The organism is Kitasatospora gansuensis (assembly GCF_014203705.1).
Classification (GTDB): Bacteria; Actinomycetota; Actinomycetes; order Streptomycetales; family Streptomycetaceae; genus Kitasatospora; species Kitasatospora gansuensis.
On record NZ_JACHJR010000001.1, the window covers coordinates 6,044,498 to 6,070,816 of the forward strand.

The window sequence follows — 26,319 nt, forward strand, 5'->3', positions numbered from 1 at the left end:
CGGGTGGACGACGCGGGGTTCCGGCGGATCTGACGCCCTTACAGGCCGAGCTCGACCTCGAACTCGCCGGCCTCGAGGATCTCCTTGACCGCGACCAGGAAGCGGGCGGCGTCGGCGCCGTCCACCAGGCGGTGGTCGTAGGAGAGCGAGAGGTAGGTCATGTCACGGACGCCGATGACGGTGCTGCCGTCGACCTCGATGACGACCGGGCGCTTGACGGTGGCGCCGATGCCGAGGATCGCGGCCTGGTTCGGCGGCACGATCACGGTGTCGAACAGCGCACCGCGCGAGCCGGTGTTGCTGATGGTGAAGGTCGCGCCGGACAGCTCGTCCGGGCTGATCTTGTTGCCGCGGACCTTGCCGGCCAGCTCGGCGGTCTTCTTCGAGATACCGGCGATGTTGAGGTCGCCCGCACCCTTGATGACCGGGGTCATCAGACCCTTCTCCGAGTCCACCGCGATACCGATGTTCTCGGAGTCGAAGTAGGTGATGGTGCCCTCGTCGCCGTTGATCCGGGCGTTGATCACCGGGTGGCTCTTCAGCGCCTGGGCGGCGGCCTTGACGAAGAACGGCATCGGGGACAGCTTCACGCCCTCACGGGCGAGGAAGGAGTCCTTGGCCTTGCCGCGCAGCTTCATGATCTTGGTGATGTCCACCTCGACCACGCTGGTCAGCTGCGCCTGCTCGTGCAGGGCCTTCATCATGTTGTCGCCGATGACCTTGCGCATCCGGGTCATCTTGACGGTCTGACCGCGCAGCGGGGACGCCGCGGCGGCGGCCTTCGGCGCGGCGGCCGGGGCGGCCACCGGAGCCGGGACGGCCTTCGCGGCCTCGGCGGCGGCGATGACGTCCTGCTTGCGGATGCGCCCGCCGACACCGGTGCCGGTGACCGCGGAGAGCGCGATGCCCTGCTCGGCCGCGAGCTTGCGGACCAGCGGGGTGACGTAGGCGTCCGAGCCGTCGGCGGCCGGAGCCACCGGGGCGGCGGCGACCGGAGCCGGCGCGGCCACGGGGGCCGGGGCCGGAGCAGCGACCGGAGCGGGAGCGGCGACCGGGGCAGCGGCCACGGGGGCCGGCGCGGCCACGGGGGCCGGGGCCGGGGCGGCGACCGGAGCCGGAGCCTCGACAACCGGGGCAGGAGCCGGGGCGGCGGCGGCCGGAGCCGCACCCGCCGCACCGATCAGCGCGAGCTGGGCGCCGACCAGGGCGGTCTCGTCCTCGCCGACCAGGATCTTCACCAGCACACCGGCGACCGGCGACGGGATCTCGGTGTCGACCTTGTCCGTGGAGACCTCGAGCAGCGGCTCGTCGACCTCGACGGTGTCGCCCTCGGCCTTGAGCCAGCGGGTGATGGTGCCCTCGGCGACCGACTCGCCCAGAGCGGGGAGCAGCACCGGGGTGGCGTCGGCGGCGGGCGCGGCAGCGGCCGGGGCGGCAGCCGGAGCCTCGGCCACGGGGGCCGGAGCGGCGACGGGCGCCTCGACGACCGGGGCGGGGGCGGCCGGAGCAGCCTCCGCGACCGGGGCCGCGGCGGCGACCGGCGCACCGGAGCCGTCGTCGATGATGGCCAGCTCGGCGCCGACCTCGACCGTCTCGTCCTCGCCGACCTTGATCGAGGCCAGGATGCCGGAGGCGGGCGCCGGGATCTCGGTGTCGACCTTGTCGGTCGAGACCTCGAGCAGCGGCTCGTCGACCTCGACGCGGTCACCCTCGGCCTTCAGCCAACGGGTGACGGTGCCTTCGGAAACGCTCTCGCCCAGCGCGGGCAGTGTTACTGAGACCGCCATGGTTTCAGCGACTCCTATCAAGTCTTGCGTACAGGAATGGATGGACTGCCGGGACGAGCGCGATCAGTCGTGCGCGTGCAGAGCCTTGCCGGCCAGCGCCAGGTGCGCCTCGCCGAGCGCCTCGGACTGCGACGGGTGCGCGTGGATGAGCTGCGCGACCTCGGCGGGCAGCGCCTCCCAGTTGTAGATCAGCTGGGCTTCGCCGACCTGCTCACCCATGCGGGCGCCGACCATGTGGACACCCACCACGGCGCCGTCCTTGACCTGGACGAGCTTGATCTCGCCGGCGGTCTTGAGGATCTTGCTCTTGCCGTTGCCGGCCAGGTTGTACTTGAGCGTGACGACCTTGTCCTTGCCGTACAGCTCGACGGCCTTGGCCTCGGTGATGCCGACGGAGGCCACCTCCGGGTTGCAGTAGGTCACCCGCGGCACGCCGTCGTAGTCGATCGGCACGGCCTTGAGGCCGGCCAGCCGCTCGGCGACCAGGATGCCCTCGGCGAAGCCGACGTGGGCCAGCTGCAGGGTCGGGACCAGGTCACCGACGGCCGAGATGGTCGGCACGTTGGTGCGCATGTACTCGTCGACCAGGACGTAGCCGCGGTCCATCGCGACCCCGGCCTCCTCGTAGCCGAGACCGGCCGAGACCGGGCCGCGGCCGATGGCGACCAGCAGCAGGTCGGCGTCGATCTGCTTGCCGTTCTCGGTGGAGACCCGGACGCCGTCGGCGGTGTACTCGACACCGGAGAAGCGGGCCTTCAGCTCGAACTTGATGCCACGCTTGCGGAAGGCGCGCTCCAGCAGCTTGGAGGAGTTCTCGTCCTCCAGCGGGGCCAGGTGCGGCAGGGCCTCGACGATGGTGACGTCGACGCCGAAGGACTTCCAGACCGAGGCGAACTCGACACCGATCACGCCGCCGCCGAGGATGACGGCCGACTTCGGGATGCGGTCGAGCTTGAGCGCGTGGTCCGAGGAGATCACGCGGTCGCCGTCGATGTTCAGGCCGGGGATCGACTTCGGCACCGAGCCGGTCGCGAGGACGATGTGACGCCCCTCGACCCGCTGGCCGTTGACGTCCACCGAGGTCTGCGAGGAGAGCAGGCCCTCGCCCTGGATGAAGGTGACCTTGCGGGAGGCCACCAGGCCCTGCAGGCCCTTGTACAGGCCGGCGATCACGTCGTCCTTGTACTTGTGGACGCCGTTGATGTCGATGCCCTGGAACGTGGCCAGGACGCCGAACTCGGCGGCTTCCTTGGTCTCGTCGGCGATCTCGGCCGCGTGCAGCAGGGCCTTGGTCGGGATGCAGCCGCGGTGCAGGCAGGTGCCGCCCAGCTCACCCTTCTCGATCAGCGCAACGCTCAGACCCAGCTGCGCTGCACGGAGCGCCGCGGCGTAACCGCCGCTTCCGCCTCCGAGAATGACTACGTCGAAAACGGTGCTGGCGTCGTTCGCCACGTCACGTCCTCCATGCAAAGGGGTGCGGTTCGCCGGGCCGGTCGCGGTCCGGTGGGGCAGGGCGCCCTCGTAAGGCGCCCAGTCGTCCGGGAGTACATCCTCGCACTTGTTCGCGGCGGCTGGTGGCCGGGGCTGCCCCGGACAGCTCGGCCGGTTGCCAGGAGGGCTCTCGGATGTCCCGTACGTCAGGGTATATCCGCAGCTCACAGCCGTGTGACCACGCGGGAGAGGGTGGGCCGGCCGGGCCGGTGGGGTGGGCTGTTCCACCGTACGGAACAAAGTTTCGCCCGCGGCGAACACGCGTTGTCAGAAACGGTCGGATCCACTACCGGCCGGTAACCGAAAAAAGCGGGGCCCCGCGCCGAGTGGCGCCGGGCCCCGCCGGGGGCTCAGAGAGCTCAGGCCGCGCCGTTGGCGGCGGTCTCCTCGGCGAACCGGAGCAGCGTGCGGATCGCGCTGCCGGTGCCGCCGCGGGGGGTGTAGCCGAACGGGGCGCCCTCGTGGAAGGCAGGGCCCGCGATGTCTAGGTGCGCCCAGTCGATGCCCTCGGCGACGAACTCCTTCAGGAACAGACCGGCCACCAGGCCGCCACCCATCCGCTCACCCATGTTGGCGAGGTCGGCGATGGTGGTCTCGGTCATGCCCTTGCGCAGCTCGACCGGCAGCGGCATCGGCCAGGACTGCTCGCCGGCCGCCTCGGCGGTGGCGTGCAGGCGGTCGCGCAGCTCGTCGGAGTTGGCCATCACACCGAAGATCCGGTTGCCCAGGGCCAGCACCATCGCGCCGGTCAGGGTGGCGACGTCGACGATCACGTCGGGCTGCTCCTCGCCGGCCCGGACGATCGCGTCGGCCAGCACCAGGCGGCCCTCGGCGTCGGTGTTCAGCACCTCGACGGTCTTGCCGCCGTACATCCGCAGCACGTCACCGGGGCGGGTGGCGGTGCCGGACGGCATGTTCTCCGCCAGCGCCAGCCAGGCGGTGACGTTGACCTGCAGGCCGAGGCGCTTGGCCGCGACCACGGTGGCGAACACGGCGGCGGCGCCGGCCATGTCGCACTTCATGGTCTCGTTGTGCCCGGCCGGCTTCAGCGAGATGCCGCCGGAGTCGTAGGTGATGCCCTTGCCGACGAAGGCGAGGGTGGCCTTGGCCTTGGGGTGGGTGTACGCCACCTTCACCAGCCGGGGCGGGTTGGCCGAGCCGGTGCCGACGCCGAGCAGGCCGCCGAAGCCGCCCTTGGTCAGCGCCTTCTCGTCCAGCACCTCGAACTTGAGGCCGTGGTCCTTGGCGGCGGCCTGGGCGATCGCGGCGAAGGACTTCGGGTTGAGGTCGTTCGGCGCCGCGTTGATCAGGTCGCGGGCGCGGTTGATCTCCTCGCCGACGGCGGTGGCGCGCTCGATGGCGGCCTTGGCGTCCTTGCTGCCCTTGCGCTCGGTGAGCACGGTCAGCTCGCCGACCGGGGCCTTGCCGTCACCGTTGCGGTAGGTGCTGTAGGAGTACGCGCCTAGCAGCGCGCCGAGCGCGACCGCCTCGATCTCCTCGGCGGAGACGGCGGGCAGCGCCAGCGCGGCCTTCTTGGCGCCCGCGAGGGTACGGGCGGCGACGCCGGCCGCCTTGCGGAGGGTCTCCAGCGAGTGGCCCTGCTCGGCCTCGCCGAGGCCGACCGCGAGCACGAGCGGAGCCTTGACACCTGCGGGAGCGGGAAGCTTGACCGCCTCGCCCTCGGCACCCGTCGCGCCCAGGGTGGCGAGCAGCTCGGCCAGCTTGCCGTCGAACGCCTCGGCCACGGCCTCCGCGCCGGACGCGAGCAGCAGGCCCTTCGGGCCCTTGGCCACGCCGATCACCAGGGCGTCCGCGCGCAGCGAGGCGGCGGAGGAGGTGCTCACAGACAGTGCAGTCACTAAACGATCCTGTTCTTTCGCGGTCCAAGCCGGGTGCGGCGCCGGTGCCGCACCGGCAACGACCCCGGGCGTGCTCCGCTGGAACAGGGCGCAGGGGTCACGGTGCTCACCGCATGGTAGTCCGCATGCTGGGATGGTGCCGCCCCGGATACCCATCTGATTCGGTCACGATGCGTGAGTGGTGACCAGCGACCCTCGGGCGCACGGCGGTTGAGGGGGTGTCAGGAGAGGGCGAGCGCGAGCAGCGCCCCGGTCGCGGCCGTCTCCGCCGTCGCCCCCAGGACGTCGCCGGTGATCCCGCCGAACCGCCGGACGCAGCGGCGCAGCAGCAGCCACCCGCAGCCGAGCCCGACGGCCAGGGCGAGCGGGTGCCACGGCGAGATCCAGCCCAGCCCGAACGCCATCAGCGCCGAGACCCCCAGCGCGGCGGGCCAGCGCACCGTGGCGGCGACCATCGCGCCGAGCCCGCCCGGCCGGGCGGCCGGGACGGAGCGCAGGCAGCCCCAGGTCAGTGCGCACCGGGCGGCCAGCGCGGCGGTCAGTACGGCGAAGGCGCCGCGCCAGAGCGAGACCGCGAACTCCCCGGCCAGTGCGGCGATCTGAGCCAGCAGCACCAGCAGCAGCGTCAGTACGCCGAACGGGCCGATGTCCGACTGCTTCATGATCCGCAGCGCGTCCTCGGCCGGTTTCCCGCTGCCGAGCCCGTCCGCGACGTCCGCCAGGCCGTCCAGGTGCAGCCCGCGGGTCAGCCCGGCCAGGACGGCCACCGCCGCCACCGCCCCGAGCAGCGGCCCACCGCGCCAGGCGAGCAGCGCACCCGCGCCGGCCGCGACCGCCCCGAGCACCAGCCCGACCACCGGGGCGGCCAGCATCGCCCGCCCACCGGTCTCCCGGTCCCAGCGGTCGACCCGGACCCGCAGCACCGAGAGCGTGCCGAAGGCGAACCGCAGCCCGTCCAGCAAATCAGCCCCTCCGGCCATTGGTGGGCGGCGTCGCGTCGCCGGGGCACGCACCTCGCCGGCTTCTCGTCGGTCGCCGATGCTCCGCATGGACTTCCTCCTCGGCGCCGCCGAGGCACGCACCCCAACGCCGCTCCTTCATCCGCCCACCAATGGCCGGAGGGGCTCAGCCCCGGTTGAGCAGTTCGGCGGCGGTCGGCAGCCGGGGCGGCTCGACCGGGCCGCGCTCGGCCACGGTCATCGCCGGTACGTCCGAGGGCTCGGCCAGGGTGTCGGCGGCGGCCTGCAGCAGCGGCAGCGCGAGCAGGGCGCCGACGCCCTCGCCCATCGAGATGGCCAGGCCCTGAACGGGCGTCAGGGTCAGCCGGTCGTACGCCTTCGCCTGGGCGGGTTCGCCGGTGGACTGCCCGGCCCGCCACCACTCGGGGGCCCGGAAGGCGATCCGCTGGGCGACCAGCGCGCAGGCGGCCGAGACCACGCCGTCCAGCACCACCGGCAGCTTGCGGGCGGCGGACTGGAGCAGGAAGCCGGTGATGGCGGCGAAGTCCGCGCCGCCGACGGCGGCGAGCAGCGCGAGCTGGTCGCCGAGCACCGGGCGGGCCCGGCGCAGCGAGTCACGGACGGCCGCGCACTTGACCATCCAGGTGCGGTCGTCGATGCCCGAACCCCGGCCGGTGACGGCCGCGGCGTCGGTCCCGCAGAGCGCGCCGACCAGGACGGCGGCCACGGTAGTGGAGCCGACCCCGAGGTCGCCCAGCACCACCAGGTCGGTCCCGGCGTCGGCCTCCTCGTCGGCCACCGCCATCCCGGCCCGGAACGCCTTGATCGCCTCGGCCTCGGTGAGCGCGTCCGCCAGGTCGATCCGGCCGGAGCCGCGGCGCACCCGGAAGCGGCTGACCTCGGCCGGGAACTCGTGGGGGTCGGCGTCCACCCCGACGTCCACCACCCGCAGCCCGGCGCCGTACCGGCGGGCCAGCACGGCCACCGGGGCGGTGCCGTCCAGCACCGCGTGCACCCGGCGGGCGGTGCCGCCCTGGGCGGGCAGCTCGGAGACGCCGACCGCGGCGATCCCGTGGTCCGCCGCGAACAGCACCACCTTGGCGGCGGTCAGCGGCCGGACCGGCGAGCTGCCCTGCACCGAGGCGAGCCAGCTGCCCAGTTCCTCCAGCTGCCCGAGGCCGCCGCGCGGCTTGTCGAGCTGCTGCCAGCGCTCCTCGCCGGCCCGGCGAGCGCTCTCGTCAGGGCGCTCCACGAGCGAGGAGAAAGTGTCGAGATCCACGGTGGTGTCCATCGTCTGGAAGGCTACACGCCAGTGGGTTTGACGGTCAGCACCTGCCCCGCGACCACCAGCAGGACCTGCTCGGAGGCGTCCGCGACCGCCATGTTCAGCCGCCCCAGGGTGTCCCGGAACCGCCGTCCGGCGGCGGTGGCCGGGACCACGCCCATCCCCACCTCGTTGCTCACCGCGATCACCTGACGGCCGGTCACCCGCCAGGCCGCCGCCAGCGCGTCGCAGCGCTGCTGCACCGCCGTCTCCGCGCCCTCGTACCAGGCGGAGTCGTCCCAGGCCCCGCACTCGTCCAGCACGGCGGTCAGCCAGAGCGCCAGGCAGTCGATCAGCACCGGCGCCGGGTCGGTCCGGTCCGCCAGCACCGCCTCCAGGTCGCAGGTCTCCGCGGTGCGCCAGGTCACCGGCCGCCGCTCCCGGTGCAGTTCGACCCGCCGGGCCCAGTCCTGGTCGCCGTCCCGGGTGCCGCTGGTGGCCACGTACAGGACGTCCTCGTACGGGACGAGCAGCTGCTCGGCCCGGGTGGACTTGCCCGAGCGGGCGCCGCCGAGGATCAGGGTGCGGGGGAGTGCCATGCCGCCCATCCTCCCCCACGAGGCATGGGGCGCTCCGGGGCGGGCACGCTAACCTGCGCAGCAGAACCGAGAAGCGAGGAGCCGGGCATGGTCTGGACGTGGCGGTACGAGAAGGCGGACGGCACCCTCGTCCAGCAGCCGGGCGAGCAGGAGGAGTTCCCCGGGCAGGGGGACGCCGAGTCCTGGATCGGCGAGGAGTGGAAGGACCTGCTGGCCAAGGGCATCGAGCAGGTCGTCCTGCTGGACGACGGCAAGGTGATCTACACGATGAGCCTGCAGGAGGGCTGAGCTGGGCCCTCCGGGGGTTGGGGGGCGGCGTCGCGACGCTGGGGCACGCACCTCACCGGCTTCTCGTCGGTCGCCGATGCGCTGTATCAGGCTCCCTCCTCGGCACCGCCGAGGCACGCACCCCAACGCCGCTCCTTCTTCCACCCCCCAACCCCCGGAGGGCCCGCGTTACTTCGCGCCGACCAGGTGCAGCAGGGCCGCGACCTGACGGTACGGATCCTGCTGACCGGCGCGCTCCTCGGCGTCCAGCAGCTGGGCCAGCTGGCGGCCGTCCACCGGGGCCTCGTGGTCCGGGGTGGTGTCGGTGAAGACCCGCACCCCGTACCAGCAGCGCAGCGGGACGGCGATCTCGGCCAGCGTGGTGGTCAGGTCGGCCAGCCGGTCGGCGCGGGCGGTCAGGCCGAGCCGGTTGGTGTACCGGGTGGTGTCGAAGGCGTCCAGGGTGGTGCGCCAGTCGCCGTTCAGCCCGGGGCGCATGGCCAGCGCGTCGGCGTTGCGGACCACCAGCGAGAGCACGCCGCCCGGCGCCAGCAGGCGGGCCAGCGAGGCGAGCATCGGGTCCGGGTCGGAGAGGTACATCAGCACCCCGTGGCAGAGCACCACGTCGAAGCTGCGCGGGCCGAACCAGCGCCCGACCTGGTGGCAGTCGCCGCCCAGCAGCTGGACCCGCTCGCGGACCTGCTGCGGTTCGGCGGCCAGCGCGGCCTGCGCGGCGCCGAGCGTCACCGGGTCCGGGTCGAGGCCGGTGACCAGGTGGCCGGCCCGGGCCAGCCGGAGCGCCTGGGTGCCCTGGCCGCAGCCGACGTCCAGCACCCGCAGCCCGGTCAGCCCGGCGAGCTGCCCGGCGAGCTGACGGGCCACCAGCTCCTGCCGGACCAGCGTGCGGAGCCCGCCCTGCCGCTCCAGCCAGGTGGCCGCGGTGGGCAGTGAACCCCGGGTGGGCAGCCGGTCGTGCATCCCGGCGCCCTGTCCGGGCAGGCCGTGGCCCCCGGACCAGCCCTCAGCCGTCCAGGGCTGGGCCCAGGGCGGCTGCTGCACGGGCTCGGCGGTCAGGGCTTCTCGCCCCGCTTGACCTGGGGCTTCGGCAGCCGCAGGCGGCGCATCTGGAGCGTGCGCATCAGGCCGTACGGCACCGCGCCCTTGGCGTTCTGCCCCGGGAAGTTGGTCGCGAGCGCCTTGCGCAGGCCGAAGCCGAGGCGCAGGAAGTCGGCGATCACCAGCACGAAGAACAGCAGGAAGAGCAGCGTGGAGGCCAGCTTCAGCAGGTTCGACGGGACCACGCTGAGGACCAGCACGAGCACCGCGTACGGCAGGAAGAACTCGGCCAGCGACCAGCGGGAGTCCACGTAGTCACGGGCGAAGCGGCGCACCGGGCCCTTGTCACGGGCCGGGAGGTAGCGCTCGTCGCCCTCCAGCAGCGCGGTGCGCTGCTTCTCCCGCTCGGAGCGCATCCGCTCGCGGGACTGCTTGGCGGCCTCCTTGCGGTCCTTGGGGACCGTCACCCGGGTGCGGCGGTGGGCCTCGGCCTCGCTGCGCTTGGGGGTGGGCCGGCCCTTGGGGGCCTGCGGGTCACGGGGCAGGTTGTCGTCCTGCTCGGCCAGCGCGGTGGCGGAGGAGGAGGCATCGTCTGAGCGGCGTCGGAACACACCACCAGCGTACGTGGTCACTCCCGGCAAATCGGTGTGCCCTAGGACCCAAACACATATCGAATGCCCTCGGAGTGTCCCCTAGGCGTTCACCGGGGCTTCGGTGGATCATGGTCAGGGGTCGTCTCCACCCAGGGGATGAGGCCGGGGCGTTTCGGCTGTAGCAGGCTTGTTGCAGGCAGGAGCACTGCGGCGAGGACGCCGCCGCGCATAGACTCGATCCTGTCCAGTACGAGTCGGAACCGCAGGCCCGAGAAGGGGGCACCCGAGGCCCATGAGCGACGGAATCATGAAGCGTATGGGGCTGATTTTCCGCTCCAAGGCGAACAAGGCCCTGGACCGCGCGGAGGACCCCCGCGAGACGCTCGACTACTCCTACCAGAAGCAGCTCGAACTGCTGCAGAAGGTGCGCAGGGGCGTCGCCGACGTGGCCACCTCGCGCAAGCGGCTGGAGCTCCAGCTCACCCAGCTGCAGCAGCAGTCCGCCAAGTACGAGGACCAGGGCCGCAAGGCGCTCTCGCTCGGCCGCGAGGACCTGGCCCGGGAGGCGCTGACCCGCAAGGCCAACATGCAGTCCCAGATCACCGATCTGGAGGTGCAGTACCAGCAGCTCCAGGCCGAGGAGGAGAAGCTCACGCTCGCCTCCCAGCGGCTGCAGGCCAAGGTGGACGCCTTCCGCACCAAGAAGGAGACCATCAAGGCCACCTACACCGCGGCCCAGGCGCAGACCCGGATCGCGGAGTCCTTCTCGGGGATCTCCGAGGAGATGGGCGACGTCGGCCTGGCGATCCAGCGGGCCGAGGACAAGACCGCGCAGATGCAGGCCAGGGCCGGCGCGATCGACGAGCTGCTGGCCTCCGGCGCGCTCGACGACGCCAGCGGTCTCGGCCGCAAGGACGACATCGAGGCCGAGCTGGAGCGGGTGGCCGGCGGCAGCGACGTCGAGCTGGAGCTGGCCCGGATGAAGGCCGAGCTGACCGGCGGTTCGCCGGCGCCCCAGCAGGCGATCGAGCAGGGCAAGCAGGACACTCCTCCCACGATCAACTACAACAAGTAACCCCCGACGCAGGGAGACCACCGGCATGATCATGCGGGTCATGGGCGAGGGCCAGTTCCAGGTGGCCGAGAGCCACCTCAACCGGCTCAACCAGCTGGACGACGAACTCCTCGCCGCACTCGAGTCGGGGGACGAGCAGCACTTCCGGGCGGCGCTCGGCAGTCTGCTCGACGCGGTCAAGGAGTACGGCACACCACTGCCGGACGACTCCCTGGAGCCGTCCGACCTGATCCTGCCGGATCCGGAGGCGACGCTGGACGAGGTCCGGGCACTGCTGCGGGACGAGGGCGACGGGCTGATCCCCGGTCTGCCGGAGTGACTGACGACGAAGGGCGGGCCCCCACCAGGGGGCCCGCCCTTCGTCGTGTTCCGTGCGGGGTTACGGCAGGGCCAGCATTCGGTCCAGCGCGGCCTTGGAGTACTTGGCGACCTCCGGGTCCACGGTGATCACGTTCGGCACCCGGCCGTCGACCAGCGACTCCAGTGCCCAGACCAGGTGCGGCAGGTCGATCCGGTTCATGGTGGAGCAGAAGCAGACGGCCCGGTCCAGGAAGACGACCTCCTTGTCCGGGTGCGCCTTGGCCAGCCGGCGGACCAGGTTGAGCTCGGTGCCGATGGCCCACTTGGAGCCGGGCTCGGCCGCGTCCAGCGCCTTGATGATGTACTCGGTCGAGCCGACCAGGTCGGCCGCGTCGACCACCTCGTACTTGCACTCCGGGTGCACCAGCACGTTCACGCCGGGGATCCGGGCCCGGACGTCGTTCACCGAGTCGATGGTGAACCGGCCGTGCACCGAGCAGTGGCCGCGCCAGAGGATCATCTTGGCGTTCCGCAGCTGCTCGACGGTCAGGCCGCCGTTCGGCTTGTGCGGGTTGTAGAGCACGCAGTCGTCCAGCGAGAGGCCCAGGTCGCGGACGGCGGTGTTCCGGCCGAGGTGCTGGTCCGGCAGGAAGAGCACCTTCTCGCCCTGCTCGTACGCCCAGGTGAGCGCGCGCTCGGCGTTCGAGGAGGTGCAGATGGTGCCGCCGTGCTTGCCGGTGAAGGCCTTGATGTCGGCGGAGGAGTTCATGTACGAGACCGGGACGGTCACGTCGGCTATGCCGGCCTCGGTGAGCACGTCCCAGCACTCGGCGACCTGCTCGGCGGTGGCCATGTCGGCCATCGAACAGCCGGCCGCCAGGTCCGGCAGGATGACCTGCTGGGCGCTGCTGGTGAGGATGTCGGCCGACTCGGCCATGAAGTGCACGCCGCAGAAGACGATGTACTCGGCCTCGGGCTTGTTGGCGGCGTCGCGGGCCAGCTTGAACGAGTCGCCGGTCACGTCGGCGAACTCGATCACCTCGTCGCGCTGGTAGTGGTGACCGAGGATGAAGACCCGGTCTCCCAGGGCGGCCTTGGCCGCGCGGGCGCGCTCGACCAGGTCGGGGTCGGAGGCGGGCGGCAGGTCGCCGGGGCACTCGACGCCGCGCTCGCTGTTCGGGTCGGCCTCGCGGCCGAGCAGCAGCAGAGCGAGCGGCGTCGGGGTGGGGTCGACGCCGTAGGTCTCGGTGGTGGTGGTCACGGGCGGGTGCCCTCCTGTGCGGCGGAGCTCTGAGCTGGGGCCATGCCTTTTCGTCTATCTGACGCTATCTATGATAACCCGTTCGCGTCACTCTGACGATGGCCAACGTGTCGATGTGACGAGAACCGCGTGCCGCTGCGGTGTGTTCCCGGCCCCTTCGGGTTTGCTACCGGCCATGAAGGCAATCGCGATCAGGCAGTACGGCGGCCCCGAGGTCGTCGAGTACACCGAGCTCCCCGACCCCAAGGTGGGACCCGACTCCGTCCTGGTCCGGGTGAAGGCCGCCGGGGTCAACCCGGTCGACTGGAAGATCCGGCAGGGGTACCTGGACGGCATCATCGACGCGCACTTCCCGCTGATCATGGGCTGGGACATGGCCGGCGTGGTGCAGGCCGTCGGCGGCGGGGTGACCGAGTTCCGCCCCGGCGACGAGGTGATCGGCTACGTCCGCAAGGACGCCGTCGAACACGGCACGTACGCCGAACTGGTCGCCGCCCCGATCCGCACGCTGGCCCTAAAGCCCGCCGCCCTCGACTGGGCCCAGGCCGGCGGGCTGCCGCTGGCCGGACTGACGGCCTATCAGTCGCTGGTCAAGGCGCTCGCGGTGAAAGCCGGCGAGACCGTGCTGGTGCACGCCGCCGCCGGGGGAGTGGGGGTGCTCGCGGTCCAGCTCGCCCGCGCCCTCGGCGCCCGGGTGATCGGCACCGCGAGCGAACGCAACCACGCCTTCCTACGGTCCCTCGGCGCCGAACCGGTCGCGTACGGGGACGGGCTGGCCGACCGGGTCAGGGCGCTCGTCCCCGAAGGGGTGGACGCCGCACTCGACCTGGTCGGCGGCGACGCGGTCGAGGTCTCCGCCGGCCTGGTCAGGCACCCCGACCGGATCGCCTCCGTCGCCGACTACGGCGTCGTCGCCAGGGGCGGCCACTACGTCTGGGTCCGCCCCGACGCCGCCGACCTCACCGAACTGGCCCGCCTCGCCGACGCCGGTCTGCTGACCGTCCCGGTCGCCTCCACCTTCCCGCTCTCCCAGGCGGCCAGCGCCCAGGCGTTGAACGCGGAGGGGCGGACCAGGGGAAAGATCGTTCTACTGGTCGACTGACACCGCGTGAGCCCCTGGGCAGTGCAACCGCGGGATCTGCCCAGGGCCTCGGAGGGTGCAAAATGGTGCGGCGTTTCGTTTCTTCCAGTGGAGAGCCTCCCCCATGAGCACCAACAGACCGTCAGAACCGGGCGGGGCATCCCTGGACGAGACCGACCGCCTGCTGCTGGCCCACCTGAGCCGGGACGGGCGGGCCTCGTACGCCGAGATCGGGCTGCTCGCCAACCTCTCCGCGACCGCCGTCCGGCGCCGGATCGACCGGCTCCGGGCCCGGGGGGTGGTCCGGGGGTTCACCGTCGTGCTGGACCCCGACGTGCTGGGCTGGCAGACCGAGGCGTTCGTCGAGGTGTACTGCCGGGAGCGGACCGCGCCCGAGGAGATCCTGGCCAGCCTGCGGCAGTTCCCCGAGGTGGTGGCGGCCTGGACGGTGACCGGTGACCCGGACGCGCTGGTGCACCTGCGCGCCGTCGACACCCGGCACCTGGAGGCGGTCATCGAACGGATCCGCAAGGAGCCCGGCGTCCAGCGCAGCCGCAGCTCCGTGGTGCTCTCCCGGCTGATCGGCTGACCCGTCCGGAGCAGTCGGCCGGGTGACGCAGGAAAGCTGCGCCGACCCGCTCGAACACGCTCGAATCGGACCCGTACCGCCGCGTTCCGACGCGCGCGGGCGCGCTCCCGCTGCCTAGGCTGATCATGTCCGGCCGGCCCCACCAGCCCCGGGCCTCCCATGACACCCACTCAGTGAGAGGGACAGCCATGTCCGCAGCCCCCGACCGCATGCACCGGCCCGACAACGAGCTGGTCGACCTGGTGTTCAACTACATGCGGGAGCGGCTGCAGTACGACCCCGTGCCGCTGGACCACCCCGGGGACGGCGAGCACCTGAAGGCCCAGCTGGCCGGTCTGCTGAACGCGAACGGCAACGACCCGGCCGACGTGCTCAAGCTGTACGACCACGAGCTGTCCCGCGCGGTGATCTCCGCCGACAGCCCGCGCTACCTGTCCTTCATCCCGTGCGCCCCCACCAAGGCCGCGCTGCTCTTCGACATGGTGGTCTCCTGCGCCTCGCTGCAGGGCATCTCCTGGCTGGAGGCGGCCGGCGCGATCGCCGCCGAGAACCAGGTGCTGCGCCTGATAGCGGACCGGGCCGGCCTGCCCGAGACGGCGGGCGGCACCTTCGTCTCCGGTGGCTCGGCGGGCAACCTGTCCGCGCTGGTGGTCGCCCGGGACACCGCCCGGCGGCGGCTCGGCCCGGACGCCAAGCTGCGGATCGCGGTCTGCGACCAGGTGCACTCCTCGGTCAAGAACACCTTCAACATCATCGGCGTCGAGGCCTTCAAGGTCCCCGCGGTCGACCGCCGCTTCACCGGCGAGGCCCTGCGCGCGGCGCTGGCCGCCGACCCGAACCCCGAGACCGTGATCGCCGCCGTCGGCACCGCGGGCACCACCAACGAGGGCATCGTCGACGACCTGGCGGGCATCTCCGAGGTCACCCGCGAGCGCGGCATGTGGTTCCATGTGGACGGCGCGTACGGCGGGGCCGGGCTGTTCGCCCCGTCCGTCCGGGAGCGCTACAACGGCATCGAGCACGCCGACTCGTTCGTGGTGGACCCGCACAAGTGGCTGTTCGCGCCGTTCGACTGCGCCGCGCTGATCTACCGCAACCCGCAGCTGGCCCGCGCCGTGCACACCCAGGACGCCTCCTACCTGGACGTGCTGCACACCGAGGGCGACGAGTGGAACCCCACCGACTACGCCTACCACCTGACCCGCCGGGCCCGGGGCCTGCCGCTCTGGTTCTCGCTGGCCGTGCACGGCACCCAGGCGTACACCGACGCGATCGAGACCGGCCTGACGCTGGCCAGGGACACCGCCGCGCTGATCGAGCGCACCGAGCACCTGGAGCTCCTGATGGAGCCTCAGCTCTCCGCGGTCTGTTTCCGCCGCACCGGCTGGACCCAGCAGGACTACTACCGCTGGTCCCAGCAGCTGCTGGCCGACCAGATCGGCTTCGTCACCCCGACCGGCTGGGACGGGGAGACGGTGGCCCGGTTCGCCTTCCTGCACCCCGGCACGACGATGGAGATGGTCGAGGAGATCCTCGCCACGATGGCCTAGAGCCGCCGGGGCGGGCGGTCGAAGACGCAGTCTCCGCACAGGCCCGCCCCCGGCGCCCGGTAGTACAGACAGCAGCTGGTCCGGCGTCCCGTCGCGGTGAGCGCGCCCCGCAGCGGGGGCCGGTCCAGCAGCTCGGCGGCCAGCTCCCGCCCGGCGCCCAGCACCCGTACCGCGCCCGCCAGTGCCGAGGCCGCGTTGCCCCGGAGCAGGCCCTCGGCGACGGGCGTCACCGCGCGGATCCCCGCCGCCAGCGGCGTCAGCCGGCGCTCCACCACCGTCCGGTGCAGCGCCGCCGCCAACGGGCCGTCGGGAACCACCGCCCCCGGCACCCAGAGCTCCAGCGAACCGCCCTCCGGCAGCCGCCAGTACGAGCGGTCGAAGTCCGGTACCGCCCCGCCCAGGACGGCCGTACCCAGCGCCACCGACCAGAGCCGGGCGGCCACCCCGAGCTGCGCCACCGAGGCGGCCACCCGGGGCTCGGCCGTACCGAGGCGTTCGCCGACCTCGGCGATCCGGCGCCGCCAGAACTCCGGCGCGGACAGCTCGGCGATCGGCCGGAAGCCGTCCGGCAGCGGGCCCTCGACGGTGGCGAAGAACGGACCGACGGCGGCCGCCCGGCGCAGCGCCTCACCGCCGCCCGTCACAAGAACGCCGGGTTGGGGATGTACGGGGCGGGCGGCCGCATCCCGCGTACCGCGAGGTAGCCCTCGGTGGAGAGCGAGAGGCCGACCTCCAGGCCGACGTCCACCGCCCACTCCTGCTCGGCGGTCAGGCAGTCGATCACCACCTCCGCCCCGTCCGGTGTACGGGCCAGCGCCTCGCGCAGCAGCCGGGTGGCGATCCGCTTGGAGGTGGCGGCCAGCAGCTTCACCGCGCCGCCGGTGCGGTAGCAGTAGCCGCTGCCCGCCAGGGTGTCGGCGATCAGCAGTTCGTCGTAGTGGGCCAGCATGAAGTCATGGTCCACCCCGTGGGCCGAGCCCCGGACCCGGCGGTCGACCGAGTCCAGCAGATGACGGTGGGTCGGATTGCCCGGGTGCACCGGGATGTCACCCGGGTCGATCAGCCCCGCCCGGTCCACCGTCCCGGTCAGCCGGATGGTCGGGTGCAGGGTGAAACCGGCCCGCCGGTAGCGGCGGGCGGCGGCGGGGGACGGCGAGGCACAGAGCATCCCGCGCAGGCACCCCCGGCCGTACGTGCCGGCCTGCTCCAGCAGCAGCCGGCCGACGCCCTGGTTCTGGGCGCTCGGCAGCACGGCGAAAAGTGACAGCAGCCACAGCCCCTCCCGCCGCATCGAGAGGGCCACCCCGACCGCCTCGCCGTCCTGCTCGGCGATCCAGCAGCCCGGCTGGTCGTGTTGGATCGCGTGCACCGTCCTGGCCAGCTCCCGGACCAGCTGGGCGGGGGCGGGCGGCGGGCCGTCGCCCCCGTCGGCCGGATCGCGGAAGGCCGCCCGGCTGACCGATTCGACGGCCGCGGCGTCGGCAGGGGTGTCCTGGAGCTGACGAATGATCACCCCTTCATCCTGCCGTCGCGGCGGGTCCCGGACGGCCGGTTTGGCAGGATCGGACGATGACCACGCTCTCCCGGTGTGCGAGCATGGGTGCGTGGGGGAGTGGGTACCACGCCCCGCAGAGAACCTCAGAAGAACACCGCCCGGGAAATGAATCCGGGTGGCCGCTGGTTGGTACTGGCGGCAGATCGTCGTCACAGACCGGGAGTACACAGATGAGCGTCCAGGACGAGACCACCGTCGAGAGTGGTCTGCTCCTCTCCGATGCCGCCGCGGCCAAGGTCAAGGGGCTGCTGGACCAGGAAGGCCGCGACGACCTCGCGCTGCGCGTCGCCGTGCAGCCCGGTGGCTGCTCGGGCCTGCGCTACCAGCTCTTCTTCGACGAGCGTTCGCTCGACGGCGACGTCGTGAAGGACTTCAACGGCGTCAAGGTCGTGACCGACCGGATGAGCGCCCCCTACCTCGGCGGCGCGACCGTCGACTTCGTCGACACCATCGAGAAGCAGGGCTTCACGATCGACAACCCGAACGCCACCGGCTCCTGCGCCTGCGGCGACTCGTTCAGCTAAGCGGTACCGCGAAAGGCCCCCGCCACGGCGGGGGCCTTTCGCATGCCCGGTGCTCAGTGCTGGGGGCCGCCGACCGGGTCGGGGCCCTGGGAGCGGGGGATCTCCTGCTTGGTGTTCTGGTCGAAGACCGTCCGGCCGCCCAACTGGCTCTTCAGGTCGGCCGACACCTCCTGCTGCTTGGCCAGCGCGGCGCACTCCATGCCGGCCTTCTGCGGCTCGGTCACGACGACCTTGGCCAGCACGGTGCCGGGCTTGGACTCGTCCAGCTTGAGGCCGTACTTCTCGCAGATCCCGCCGTAGAAGGTCACGGACAGCCGCAGGCCGTCCACCCGGTACTGGCTGCCCGCCAGCCTGCCGGACGGGTCGGGCTCGCCGACCGCGATGCCCGGCCTGGTCTCGGCCGGGGTCGGTTCGGCGGACGGCTTCGGCGGGTCGGCCGGCAGGGGGGCCAGGTTGGACGGGCTCGCGGACGGGCTCGCGGCCGAGGCGCTCGGCGAGGCGGCGGCCGGGCCGGAGGTCGCGGACCCGCAGGCGGTGGCGGTGCCGAGGGCGAGCAGCAACACGGCGGCGCCGACGGCCCGCCGGAGTGGGGTGGCTGCGGTCTTCTGGTCCATGGTGCGTGTTCCTCCCGAGGGCTCAGCACTCCGCCACCGCAGCGGCGCTGTGCGGATCTGACGTGTCCGGGAGGAATCCGGTTCCGTCAGGCGCCGTACTCCGACATCCCGGCCACCAGGCGGCGCGTCCGGGAGGGCACCGAGACGCCGGCGGGGGCGGCGTGGGCCGGCTCGGCCGGGACGGCGTGGGTGGGCCAGAAGACCTCCATCCGCCGGGACGAACTCACCAGTGCGTCAAGGGAGTCGGCGTCCACTTCACCCTTGAGGGCGGCAGGGACGCGCAGGGTCGGCCGGTTCGGCATCATCGGTCTTCGCTCCGATCGGCGGGCCGTGACGACAACGTCACGGACCAGGACGGGGCGGCTGTTCCGGCCCCGGTATCCCCGACCCTAGATCGGGCCCCGGCCTCCGGCCAGAGCTACCGCGCGGTAGTACTCCGCGGGGTGAATCCGGAGGCACGGTGGGCGGGCCGCGGCCGGGCCGGTACCGTGGGAGCGTCAATTTCACCGTTGTTCCGGCCCCTCGCCCGGCCACCTGAGGAGACCCAGTGCGCATCGCCGTCGCCGGCTCGATCGCCACCGACCACCTGACGACCTTCCCGGGCCGTTTCGCCGACCAGTTGGTCGCCGAGCAGCTGCACACGGTCTCGCTCTCGTTCCTGGTGGACACCCTCGACATCCGCCGCGGCGGGGTCGCCCCGAACATCGCCTTCGGCATGGGCGTGCTCGGCCTGCGCCCGATCCTGGTCGGCGCGGCCGGCGCGGACTTCGAGGAGTACCGCAGTTGGCTGGAGCGCAACGGTGTCGACACCGGCTCCGTGCACATCTCGGAGACCGCGCACACCGCGCGCTTCATGTGCACCACGGACCTGGACCACAACCAGATCGCCTCGTTCTACACCGGTGCGATGTCCGAGGCCCGCAACATCGAGCTCAAGCCGATCCACGACCGGGTCGGCGGCCTCGACCTGGTGCTGATCGGTGCGGACGACCCGCAGGCGATGGTCCGGCACACCCAGGAGTGCCGCACCCGTGGCTACGCCTTCGCGGCCGACCCCTCGCAGCAGCTCGCCCGGCTCGAGGGCGAGGACATCCGGGAGATCGTGGACGGCGCCACGTACCTGTTCACCAACGAGTACGAGGCCGCACTGATCGAGAGCAAGACCGGCTGGAGCGGCGAGGAGATCCTCGGCCGGGTCGGCACCCGGGTCACCACCCTCGGCGCCAAGGGTGTCCGGATCCAGCGGGCCGGCGAGCCCGACGTCACGGTCGGCTGCCCGGTCGAGGAGCGCAAGGCCGACCCGACGGGCGTGGGCGACGGCTTCCGGGCCGGCTTCCTGGCGGGTATCTCGTGGGGGCTCGGGCTGGAGCGGTCGGCGCAGATCGGCTGCATGCTGGCCACGCTGGTGATCGAGACCGTCGGCACGCAGGAGTACGAGCTGCGGCACGGGGCGTTCCTGGAGCGGTTCGCGGTGGCGTACGGGGATGAAGCGGCGGCCGAGGTCCGCAGCAAGCTGACCGCGTAACCATTTACGGTCCAGGGGCTCGGGGCTCTGCTGATGTGCGGCTCCGCCGCGTGGGCGACGAGATCTGGCGTGCGGGTCACTGCGAAAGTGCCTGGCCCGCTACGCACGGATCACCTTTTACGAGGTCGGCGTCGCAGTTCCCCGAGCCCCTGGCGTGTGCCTATGCAGTGCGAGTGATCAAGTACGCCGTGCCGTGGGTGAAGCCGTAGTCGGTCGGGAGAGCTTCGCCGGCGTAGGTCTGCGACCGCATGTCGCACCAGGCGGGGATGTCGAGGCGGGCGGCTGCGTCGTCGGCGAGGACCACGACGGTGCCGCCGATCGGGACTTCGGTGATGCGCTTGGCGAGTTCGATGACCGGCAGGGGGCAGCGTTTGCCGAGCATGTCGAGGACCAGGGTGTCCGTGGTGCCGGCCGGGGCGGGGAGGTCGAGGCCGAGGGGGGCCCGGACGTCGGCGACCAGGCGGGGGAGCAGGTCGAGGAAGCGGGTGATGTCCGCTTCGGGGGTGCCGGGGGGCAGCGAGATCCGGATGTTTCCCTCGGTCAGTACGCCCATCGCGGCCAGCACGTGGCTGGGTGTCAGGGTGCTGGACGTGCAGGAGGAGCCGGAGGAGACCGCGAAGCCTTCCCGGTCGAGTTCGGTGAGCAGGACCTCGCCGTCGACGTAGAGGCAGGAGAAGGTGACCAGGTGGGGGAGCCGGTGGACGGGGTCGCCGACCACCTCCACCTCGGGGACCAGCTGCGGCACCTGACGGCGGATCCGGTCCACCAGGGCGTGCAGCCGGGCGTTCTCGGTCTCGGCCTCGGCCCGGACGGCGCGCAGTGAGGCGGCGGCCGCGACGATGGCGGGGACGTTGACGTAGCCCGGGACCCGGCCGCTCTCCCGTTCGTCGGCGGGCAGCGGCGAGGCGTACCGGACGCCCTTGCGGACGGCGAGGACGCCGACCCCGGCGGGGCCGCCCCACTTGTGGGCGCTGGCGGTGAGCAGGGACCAGCCGGCGGGGACCGGGAGCCGACCGGCCGACTGGGCGGCGTCCACCAGGAGCGGGACGTCGCCGAGCAGGGCGGCGGTCTCCTCGACCGGCTGGAGGGTGCCGACCTCGTGGTTGGCGGACTGCAGCACGGCCAGCGCGGTGTCGTCCCGGAGCAGGGCGGCGAACTCCGGGGCGGTGACCCGCCCCTGGCGGTCCACCGGGGCGACCGAGACGCTGCCGCCGTCCGCCGCCACCCGTTCGGCGGTGTGCAGCACGCTGGAGTGCTCGACGGCCGAATGGACCAGGTGACGGCCCGTCCGGCGGCGGCCGGTCAGTGCACCGAGCATCCCCAACTGGACGGCCTGGGTGCCGCTCGCGGTGAAGGAGACCTCGTCGGCGCGGCAGCCGAGCACCTCGGCGACGGTCTCCCGGGCGGCGTCGAGCAGCATCCGGGCCTGCCGCCCGGAGCGGTACAGCCGGGCGGGGTCGGCCCAGCCCTCGTCCAGGGCGGCGGTCAGCGCCTGCCGGGCGACGGGGTGCAGCGGTGCAGTGGAGGCCACGTCGAAGTAGGACACGAACCACAGCCTACTGACCGTCAGGCGGCACCCCTTTTGTGAGGGTTCGTGGGCACCCGGCCGGCTGCCCGACGGTCCGTCACCCGCGTGTCCAGGGGCCGTCGTCCGGGGGTTCGTGCGAACCTCGAACGGCTGCATTGACCTGCGACTCCACTCCTTCGGGGGCTGATCGGGTAGCCGGGCGGCGCGTTACCGGGGGCTGCTCGTGAGTGCCGCATAAGGATGCAGTAGCGTTTGGCCCGCATAAGCATTCAAACCGTGCCCGTGGCCGGGTCGCCGGGGAGGCGCACAGCGACTCCCGGGGGCGACGCGATCCCGGGCGAGACTTCGGGAAGGCGCTACGTGAGTCCCAACGGCTCCGACCGCTCGCCGCGGCGCACGATGCGGCGGAAGCTGCCTCAGGCGCTGGCACTGGGCCTCGTCATCGCGACCGCCACCGGCTGCTCGGCCAATAAGCTTCCCAGGCTTGGCCTCCCCAGCCCCGTCACCGCCGAGGGCCCGATGGTCCTCCGGATGTGGCAGGGCTCGTGGATCGCGGCTCTGGTGGTCGGCGCACTGATGTGGGGTCTGATCATCTGGAGTGTGATCTTCCACCGCCGCAGCCGCACCAAGGTGGAGGTCCCCCCGCAGACCCGGTACAACCTGCCGATCGAGGCGTTGTACACCGCGGTCCCCCTCGTCATCGTCTCGGTGCTCTTCTACTTCGTCGCACGTGACGAGGCCCGGTTGACCCAGACCTCCGCCAAGCCGGACCACATGATCAACGTGGTCGGCTTCCAGTGGAGCTGGGCGTTCAACTACGAGAACACCGAGAACCCGGACCCGGCCAACACCCAGGCCGCGTACGAGGTCGGCACCCCGGCCGAGCCGCCGACGCTCTACCTGCCGATCAACGAGACGGTGCAGTTCCGCCTCACCTCGCGGGACGTCATCCACGACTTCTGGCCGGTCAACTTCCTGATGAAGCAGGACGTCGTCCCGGGCGTGGTGAACAAGTTCGAGGTCACCCCGACCTCGTACGGCACCTTCCGCGGTAAGTGCGCGGAGCTCTGTGGTGTGGACCACTCGCGGATGCTGTTCAACGTCAAGGTCGTGGACCGGGCGGAGTACGACAAGCACCTGGCGGAGCTTCGGGCCAAGGGCCAGAAGGGCGCGGTGCCCTCGGGCATCACCACCATGGGAAGTGAGAAGTGACTATCCTCAACGAGCCCGCCGCCGCCGGCGGGGCTGCCGGGGCCACGGTCACGGCCGGTGCTGAGTCGACCCGGAAGCCCGGGTCCACCATCATCAAGTGGCTGACCACCACCGACCACAAGACGATCGGCACCCTGTACCTGGGGACGTCGTTCGCGTTCTTCCTGATCGGTGGTGTGCTCGCGCTGGTGATGCGCGCCGAGCTGGCTCGTCCGGGGACGCAGATCCTCTCGAACGAGCAGTTCAACCAGGCGTTCACCATGCACGGCACGATCATGCTGCTGATGTTCGCGACGCCGCTCTTCGCCGGTTTCGCGAACTGGATCATGCCGCTCCAGATCGGCGCACCCGACGTCGCCTTCCCGCGACTGAACATGTTCGCCTACTGGCTGTACCTGTTCGGCTCGATCATCGCGGTGGCCGGCTTCCTCACCCCGCAGGGTGCGGCCGACTTCGGCTGGTTCGCCTACTCCCCGCTGTCGGACGCGGTCCGTTCGCCGGGCATCGGCGCCGACATGTGGATCATGGGTCTGGCCTTCTCCGGCTTCGGCACGATCCTCGGTTCGGTCAACTTCATCACCACCATCATCTGCATGCGCGCCCCCGGCATGACGATGTTCCGGATGTCGATCTTCGTCTGGAACGTCCTGCTGACCGCCGTGCTGGTGCTGCTGGCCTTCCCGGTCCTCGCGGCCGCGCTGTTCGCCCTCGAGGCGGACCGGAAGTTCGGGGCGCACGTCTTCGACCCGGCCAACGGCGGGGCGCTGCTCTGGCAGCACCTGTTCTGGTTCTTCGGTCACCCCGAGGTGTACATCATCGCGCTGCCGTTCTTCGGCATCGTCTCGGAGATCATCCCGGTCTTCAGCCGCAAGCCGATGTTCGGCTACTCCGGCCTGATCGCGGCCACCATCGCGATCGCCGGTCTGTCGGTCACGGTGTGGGCGCACCACATGTACGTCACGGGACAGGTCCTGCTGCCGTTCTTCTCGTTCATGACCTTCCTGATCGCGGTCCCGACCGGGGTGAAGTTCTTCAACTGGGTCGGCACCATGTGGAAGGGCTCGCTGAGCTTCGAGACCCCGATGCTCTGGACGGTCGGCTTCCTGGTGACCTTCCTGTTCGGTGGTCTGACGGGTGTTCTGCTCGCCTCCCCGCCGATCGACTTCCACGTCTCGGACTCCTACTTCGTGGTGGCGCACTTCCACTACGTGGTGTTCGGCACCGTGGTGTTCGCGATGTTCGCCGGCTTCCACTTCTGGTGGCCGAAGATGACCGGCAAGATGCTCGACGAGCGCCTTGGCAAGATCACCTTCTGGACGCTGTTCATCGGCTTCCACGGCACCTTCCTGGTCCAGCACTGGCTCGGCGCGGAGGGCATGCCCCGCCGCTACGCCGACTACCTGGCCTCGGACGGCTTCACCACGCTGAACACCATCTCGACCATCGCGTCGTTCCTGCTCGGTCTGTCGATCCTGCCGTTCCTCTACAACGTCTGGAAGACCGCGAAGTACGGCGAGAAGATCGAGGTCGACGACCCGTGGGGCTACGGCCGTTCGCTGGAGTGGGCGACCGCCTGCCCGCCGCCGCGGCACAACTTCCTCACCCTGCCCCGGATCCGTTCGGAATCCCCGGCGTTCGACCTGCACCACCCGGACATCGCCGCGCTCGACTACCTCGAGTACCACGGTGAGCCGGCGAAGCACTTCGAGGGTGTCACCCCGGCGAAGTACGACGCTCCGCAGCTGGGCAAGGGCCCGAAGAAGGACGGGGACGCCTGATGAAGGAACAGGGCAAGATCTTCCTGGGCTTCGCCGTCTTCATCCTGGCGATGGCCATCACCTACGGGGTGTGGACCAACCACTCCGAGCACGGTGTGGAGGCCGCCGGCACCACGGCGCTCTTCCTCGCCTTCGGCCTGTGCGCGATGGTCGGTTACTACCTGGCCTACACCGCCAAGCGGGTCGACACCGGCGCGGGTGACAACCCCGAGGCCGAGGTCGCGGACGACGCCGGCGAGCTGGGCTTCTTCGCCCCGCACAGCTGGCAGCCGCTCTCGCTGGCGATCGGTGGCGCGCTCGCGTTCATGGGCGTCATCTTCGGCTGGTGGCTGCTGTACTGGTCGATCCCGATCATCCTGATCGGCCTGTTCGGCTGGGTCTTCGAGTTCTACCGCGGTGAGGACCAGAACCAGTAGGTTCCCCCGCACCCGCCGTACCGAGCGGCCGGGCATCCCTGACGGGGTGTCCGGCCGCTCGCGTTTTGCGGCCCTCCGGGTGGCCCGCTCACCCGCTCGGGTCAACCGGGACTGCGGGCGCGGGCCGCTCGGGGCTGACTGTTCTTACGATCTGATAGGTCGTCGGAACCAGGGAGGCAGCCGTGAGGACCAGGCACGGAGTCGCGCTGACGGCTGCACTGCTGCTGTTGGGGCCGGTGGTCGGCTGCTCCTCCGGGAGCGCCCCGGCCGCTGTGGAGACCGTCGAACCGGCGGACGTGAGCGGGCTGGTGCACACCTCGGCCAGTGGCGAGGTGGACCCGGCGAAGCCGCTCACCGTCACCGCCGACCAGGGCGGCCACCTCACCGACGTCACCGTCACCGGGGCGGACGGCCGGGTGGTGGCCGGGCAGCTGGCCGCGGACCTGAAGAGCTGGCGGAGCACGGGCCGGCTCAAGGCGGGCACCCGGTACGCGGTGCGGGTCGCCGCGGACGACGGCCGGGGCGGCCGGGGGGAGACCAGCAGCTCGTTCGGCACGGTGGCCGCCCAGCACCTGCTCACCGCCGAGCTCGGCCCCGACTCCTCCGGCAGCGGCGTCTACGGCGTGGGCCAGCCGCTCACCGTACAGCTCTCCGAGGCGGTCAAGGACCCTGCGGGGCGTCAGGAGGTCGAACGGGGCCTGACGGTGGCCTCCGAGCCCGCCGTGACCGGCGCCTGGTACTGGGTGGACGACAAGAACCTGCACTTCCGGCCGAAGGAGTACTGGCCGGCCAACGCGAAGATCCGGCTGGCCTACGACCTGCAGGGCGTACCGGTCGCCGACGGCCTGTACGGCGGCGAGGCGGTCAGCCGCTCACTGCGGACCGGCGACCGGGTCGAGGTGGTGGTGGACGCCGCCTCGCACCACCTGACGTACCGTCGCAACGGCGAGGAGGTCAGGTCCATCCCGGTCACCACCGGCAAGCCCGGCTTCGCCACCCGCAACGGCATCAAGGTGGTGCTGGGCCAGGAGTCCCAGGTCCGGATGAACGGCGAGTCGATCGGCATCCGGGAGGGCAGCACCGAGGCGTACGACCTCGAGGTGAAGTGGGCCACCCGGGTGACCTGGAGCGGCGAGTACGTGCACGCCGCCCCGTGGTCGGTCGGCTCCCAGGGCGTCGAGAACGTCAGCCACGGCTGCACCGGGATGAGCACCGAGAACGCCAAGTGGTTCTACGACCAGACCCGGATCGGCGACCTGGTCCAGGTGGTCAACAGCAAGGGCGCCGGCATGGAGCACTTCGGCAACGGCTTCGGCGACTGGAACATCCCCTGGGCCGAGTGGCTCCAGCACTCCGCGCTGGGCCAACCGGTCTCCACGGCGGGCGCCTTGGGGATGCAGGCGACCGGGAACGCTCCGCTGCTTGATTGACGAACC

26 protein-coding genes are annotated in these 26,319 nt (G+C 71.7%); 12 read left to right on the forward strand and 14 right to left on the reverse strand.

Annotation, left to right across the window (positions count from 1 at the left end; translation table 11 throughout):
* Positions 1 to 38: 38 nt before the first annotated feature.
* The 6 genes from sucB to cobU all read right to left on the reverse strand — a co-directional run bounded on the left by sucB (position 39) and on the right by cobU (position 7,959).
* On the reverse strand, positions 39 to 1,787 hold the full coding sequence (sucB, locus tag F4556_RS27315) for a 2-oxoglutarate dehydrogenase, E2 component, dihydrolipoamide succinyltransferase (RefSeq protein WP_184920583.1): 1,749 nt from the start codon (positions 1,785 to 1,787) through the stop codon (positions 39 to 41).
* A gap of 63 nt (positions 1,788 to 1,850) precedes the next feature.
* On the reverse strand, positions 1,851 to 3,239 hold the full coding sequence (gene lpdA, locus F4556_RS27320) for a dihydrolipoyl dehydrogenase (protein ID WP_184920585.1): 1,389 nt from the start codon (positions 3,237 to 3,239) through the stop codon (positions 1,851 to 1,853).
* Positions 3,240 to 3,637: 398 nt separating this feature from the next.
* On the reverse strand, positions 3,638 to 5,137 hold the full coding sequence (locus tag F4556_RS27325; protein ID WP_184920587.1) for a leucyl aminopeptidase: 1,500 nt from the start codon (positions 5,135 to 5,137) through the stop codon (positions 3,638 to 3,640).
* 221 nt (positions 5,138 to 5,358) lie between these two features.
* Positions 5,359 to 6,117, reverse strand: coding sequence for an adenosylcobinamide-GDP ribazoletransferase (locus F4556_RS27330; protein ID WP_184925244.1), 759 nt, complete (start codon positions 6,115 to 6,117; stop codon positions 5,359 to 5,361).
* Between the two features lie 145 nt (positions 6,118 to 6,262).
* Positions 6,263 to 7,387 carry a nicotinate-nucleotide--dimethylbenzimidazole phosphoribosyltransferase gene (locus tag F4556_RS27335; protein WP_184920589.1) on the reverse strand — a complete coding sequence of 375 codons (1,125 nt, stop codon included), beginning with the start codon at positions 7,385 to 7,387 and terminating at the stop codon, positions 6,263 to 6,265.
* 11 nt (positions 7,388 to 7,398) lie between these two features.
* Positions 7,399 to 7,959 (reverse strand): bifunctional adenosylcobinamide kinase/adenosylcobinamide-phosphate guanylyltransferase, encoded by a 561-nt coding sequence (cobU, locus tag F4556_RS27340; protein WP_184920591.1) that lies wholly within the window; start codon positions 7,957 to 7,959, stop codon positions 7,399 to 7,401.
* 87 nt (positions 7,960 to 8,046) lie between these two features.
* On the opposite strand from cobU, the gene F4556_RS27345 reads away from it, so the two are divergent.
* Positions 8,047 to 8,247 (forward strand): hypothetical protein, encoded by a 201-nt coding sequence (locus F4556_RS27345; protein WP_184920593.1) that lies wholly within the window; start codon positions 8,047 to 8,049, stop codon positions 8,245 to 8,247.
* Positions 8,248 to 8,415: 168 nt separating this feature from the next.
* Here the strand turns inward: F4556_RS27345 and F4556_RS27350 are convergent, their stop codons facing one another.
* Positions 8,416 to 9,204 carry a class I SAM-dependent methyltransferase gene (locus F4556_RS27350; RefSeq protein ID WP_184925247.1) on the reverse strand — a complete coding sequence of 263 codons (789 nt, stop codon included), beginning with the start codon at positions 9,202 to 9,204 and terminating at the stop codon, positions 8,416 to 8,418.
* 92 nt (positions 9,205 to 9,296) lie between these two features.
* On the reverse strand, positions 9,297 to 9,893 hold the full coding sequence (locus F4556_RS27355; protein WP_184920596.1) for a DUF3043 domain-containing protein: 597 nt from the start codon (positions 9,891 to 9,893) through the stop codon (positions 9,297 to 9,299).
* 274 nt (positions 9,894 to 10,167) lie between these two features.
* Here F4556_RS27355 and F4556_RS27360 point away from each other — a divergent pair, with 274 nt between their 5' ends.
* Both F4556_RS27360 and pspAA read left to right on the forward strand, forming a co-directional pair.
* Entirely contained in the window at positions 10,168 to 10,950 is a 783-nt protein-coding gene (locus F4556_RS27360) for a PspA/IM30 family protein (RefSeq protein ID WP_184920598.1), read from the forward strand.
* 25 nt (positions 10,951 to 10,975) lie between these two features.
* Positions 10,976 to 11,269, forward strand: a complete 294-nt coding sequence (pspAA, locus tag F4556_RS27365) for a PspA-associated protein PspAA (RefSeq protein WP_184920600.1) — start codon at positions 10,976 to 10,978, stop codon at positions 11,267 to 11,269.
* Between the two features lie 60 nt (positions 11,270 to 11,329).
* Here pspAA and nadA read toward each other — a convergent pair whose 3' ends face one another.
* Positions 11,330 to 12,511: a quinolinate synthase NadA gene (nadA, locus tag F4556_RS27370; RefSeq protein ID WP_184920602.1), complete on the reverse strand. Its 1,182-nt coding sequence runs from the start codon at positions 12,509 to 12,511 to the stop codon at positions 11,330 to 11,332.
* A 175-nt stretch (positions 12,512 to 12,686) separates the two neighbouring features.
* Between nadA and F4556_RS27375 the strand changes: the two genes are divergently transcribed.
* From F4556_RS27375 to F4556_RS27385, 3 genes are all read left to right on the forward strand, one after another.
* Positions 12,687 to 13,613 carry an NADP-dependent oxidoreductase gene (locus tag F4556_RS27375; RefSeq protein ID WP_184920604.1) on the forward strand — a complete coding sequence of 309 codons (927 nt, stop codon included), beginning with the start codon at positions 12,687 to 12,689 and terminating at the stop codon, positions 13,611 to 13,613.
* A 103-nt stretch (positions 13,614 to 13,716) separates the two neighbouring features.
* Positions 13,717 to 14,181, forward strand: a complete 465-nt coding sequence (locus F4556_RS27380) for an Lrp/AsnC family transcriptional regulator (RefSeq protein WP_184920606.1) — start codon at positions 13,717 to 13,719, stop codon at positions 14,179 to 14,181.
* Between the two features lie 188 nt (positions 14,182 to 14,369).
* Positions 14,370 to 15,731: a pyridoxal phosphate-dependent decarboxylase family protein gene (locus F4556_RS27385; RefSeq protein ID WP_184920614.1), complete on the forward strand. Its 1,362-nt coding sequence runs from the start codon at positions 14,370 to 14,372 to the stop codon at positions 15,729 to 15,731.
* Here the strand turns inward: F4556_RS27385 and F4556_RS27390 are convergent.
* Both F4556_RS27390 and F4556_RS27395 read right to left on the reverse strand, forming a co-directional pair.
* Positions 15,728 to 16,375: a (2Fe-2S)-binding protein gene (locus F4556_RS27390; protein ID WP_184920616.1), complete on the reverse strand. Its 648-nt coding sequence runs from the start codon at positions 16,373 to 16,375 to the stop codon at positions 15,728 to 15,730. The two genes, F4556_RS27385 and F4556_RS27390, sit on opposite strands and share 4 nt — an antisense overlap.
* The gene (locus tag F4556_RS27395; RefSeq protein WP_184920618.1) at positions 16,372 to 17,244 is read right to left on the reverse strand and encodes a GNAT family N-acetyltransferase; all 873 of its coding nucleotides are present in this window, start codon (positions 17,242 to 17,244) and stop codon (positions 16,372 to 16,374) included. The genes F4556_RS27390 and F4556_RS27395 overlap by 4 nt, the downstream gene beginning before the upstream one ends.
* 212 nt (positions 17,245 to 17,456) lie before the next feature.
* Between F4556_RS27395 and erpA the strand changes: the two genes are divergently transcribed.
* Entirely contained in the window at positions 17,457 to 17,810 is a 354-nt protein-coding gene (gene erpA / locus F4556_RS27400; protein WP_057232998.1) for an iron-sulfur cluster insertion protein ErpA, read from the forward strand.
* Positions 17,811 to 17,863: 53 nt separating this feature from the next.
* On the opposite strand, the gene F4556_RS27405 is transcribed toward erpA, so the two are convergent.
* Both F4556_RS27405 and F4556_RS27410 read right to left on the reverse strand, forming a co-directional pair.
* The gene (locus F4556_RS27405; RefSeq protein WP_184920621.1) at positions 17,864 to 18,424 is read right to left on the reverse strand and encodes a hypothetical protein; all 561 of its coding nucleotides are present in this window, start codon (positions 18,422 to 18,424) and stop codon (positions 17,864 to 17,866) included.
* An 86-nt stretch (positions 18,425 to 18,510) separates the two neighbouring features.
* Positions 18,511 to 18,729 (reverse strand): hypothetical protein, encoded by a 219-nt coding sequence (locus tag F4556_RS27410; RefSeq protein ID WP_184920622.1) that lies wholly within the window; start codon positions 18,727 to 18,729, stop codon positions 18,511 to 18,513.
* A gap of 242 nt (positions 18,730 to 18,971) precedes the next feature.
* Between F4556_RS27410 and F4556_RS27415 the strand changes: the two genes are divergently transcribed.
* On the forward strand, positions 18,972 to 19,949 hold the full coding sequence (locus F4556_RS27415; RefSeq protein ID WP_184920624.1) for a carbohydrate kinase family protein: 978 nt from the start codon (positions 18,972 to 18,974) through the stop codon (positions 19,947 to 19,949).
* 160 nt (positions 19,950 to 20,109) lie between these two features.
* Here the strand turns inward: F4556_RS27415 and F4556_RS27420 are convergent, their stop codons facing one another.
* Positions 20,110 to 21,495: a cysteine desulfurase/sulfurtransferase TusA family protein gene (locus F4556_RS27420; RefSeq protein ID WP_184920626.1), complete on the reverse strand. Its 1,386-nt coding sequence runs from the start codon at positions 21,493 to 21,495 to the stop codon at positions 20,110 to 20,112.
* A gap of 342 nt (positions 21,496 to 21,837) precedes the next feature.
* On the opposite strand from F4556_RS27420, the gene ctaC reads away from it, so the two are divergent.
* From ctaC to F4556_RS27440, 4 genes are all read left to right on the forward strand, one after another.
* Entirely contained in the window at positions 21,838 to 22,689 is an 852-nt protein-coding gene (gene ctaC, locus F4556_RS27425) for an aa3-type cytochrome oxidase subunit II (protein WP_184920628.1), read from the forward strand.
* Complete coding sequence (gene ctaD / locus F4556_RS27430) at positions 22,686 to 24,467, forward strand: aa3-type cytochrome oxidase subunit I (protein ID WP_184920630.1); 1,782 nt, start codon at positions 22,686 to 22,688, stop codon at positions 24,465 to 24,467. The genes ctaC and ctaD overlap by 4 nt, the downstream gene beginning before the upstream one ends.
* Positions 24,467 to 24,883 carry a cytochrome c oxidase subunit 4 gene (locus F4556_RS27435; protein ID WP_184920632.1) on the forward strand — a complete coding sequence of 139 codons (417 nt, stop codon included), beginning with the start codon at positions 24,467 to 24,469 and terminating at the stop codon, positions 24,881 to 24,883. Before ctaD ends, F4556_RS27435 begins: the two co-directional genes overlap by 1 nt.
* Before the next feature lie 182 nt (positions 24,884 to 25,065).
* Positions 25,066 to 26,313 carry a L,D-transpeptidase gene (locus F4556_RS27440; RefSeq protein ID WP_313068699.1) on the forward strand — a complete coding sequence of 416 codons (1,248 nt, stop codon included), beginning with the start codon at positions 25,066 to 25,068 and terminating at the stop codon, positions 26,311 to 26,313.
* Positions 26,314 to 26,319 lie beyond the last annotated feature (6 nt).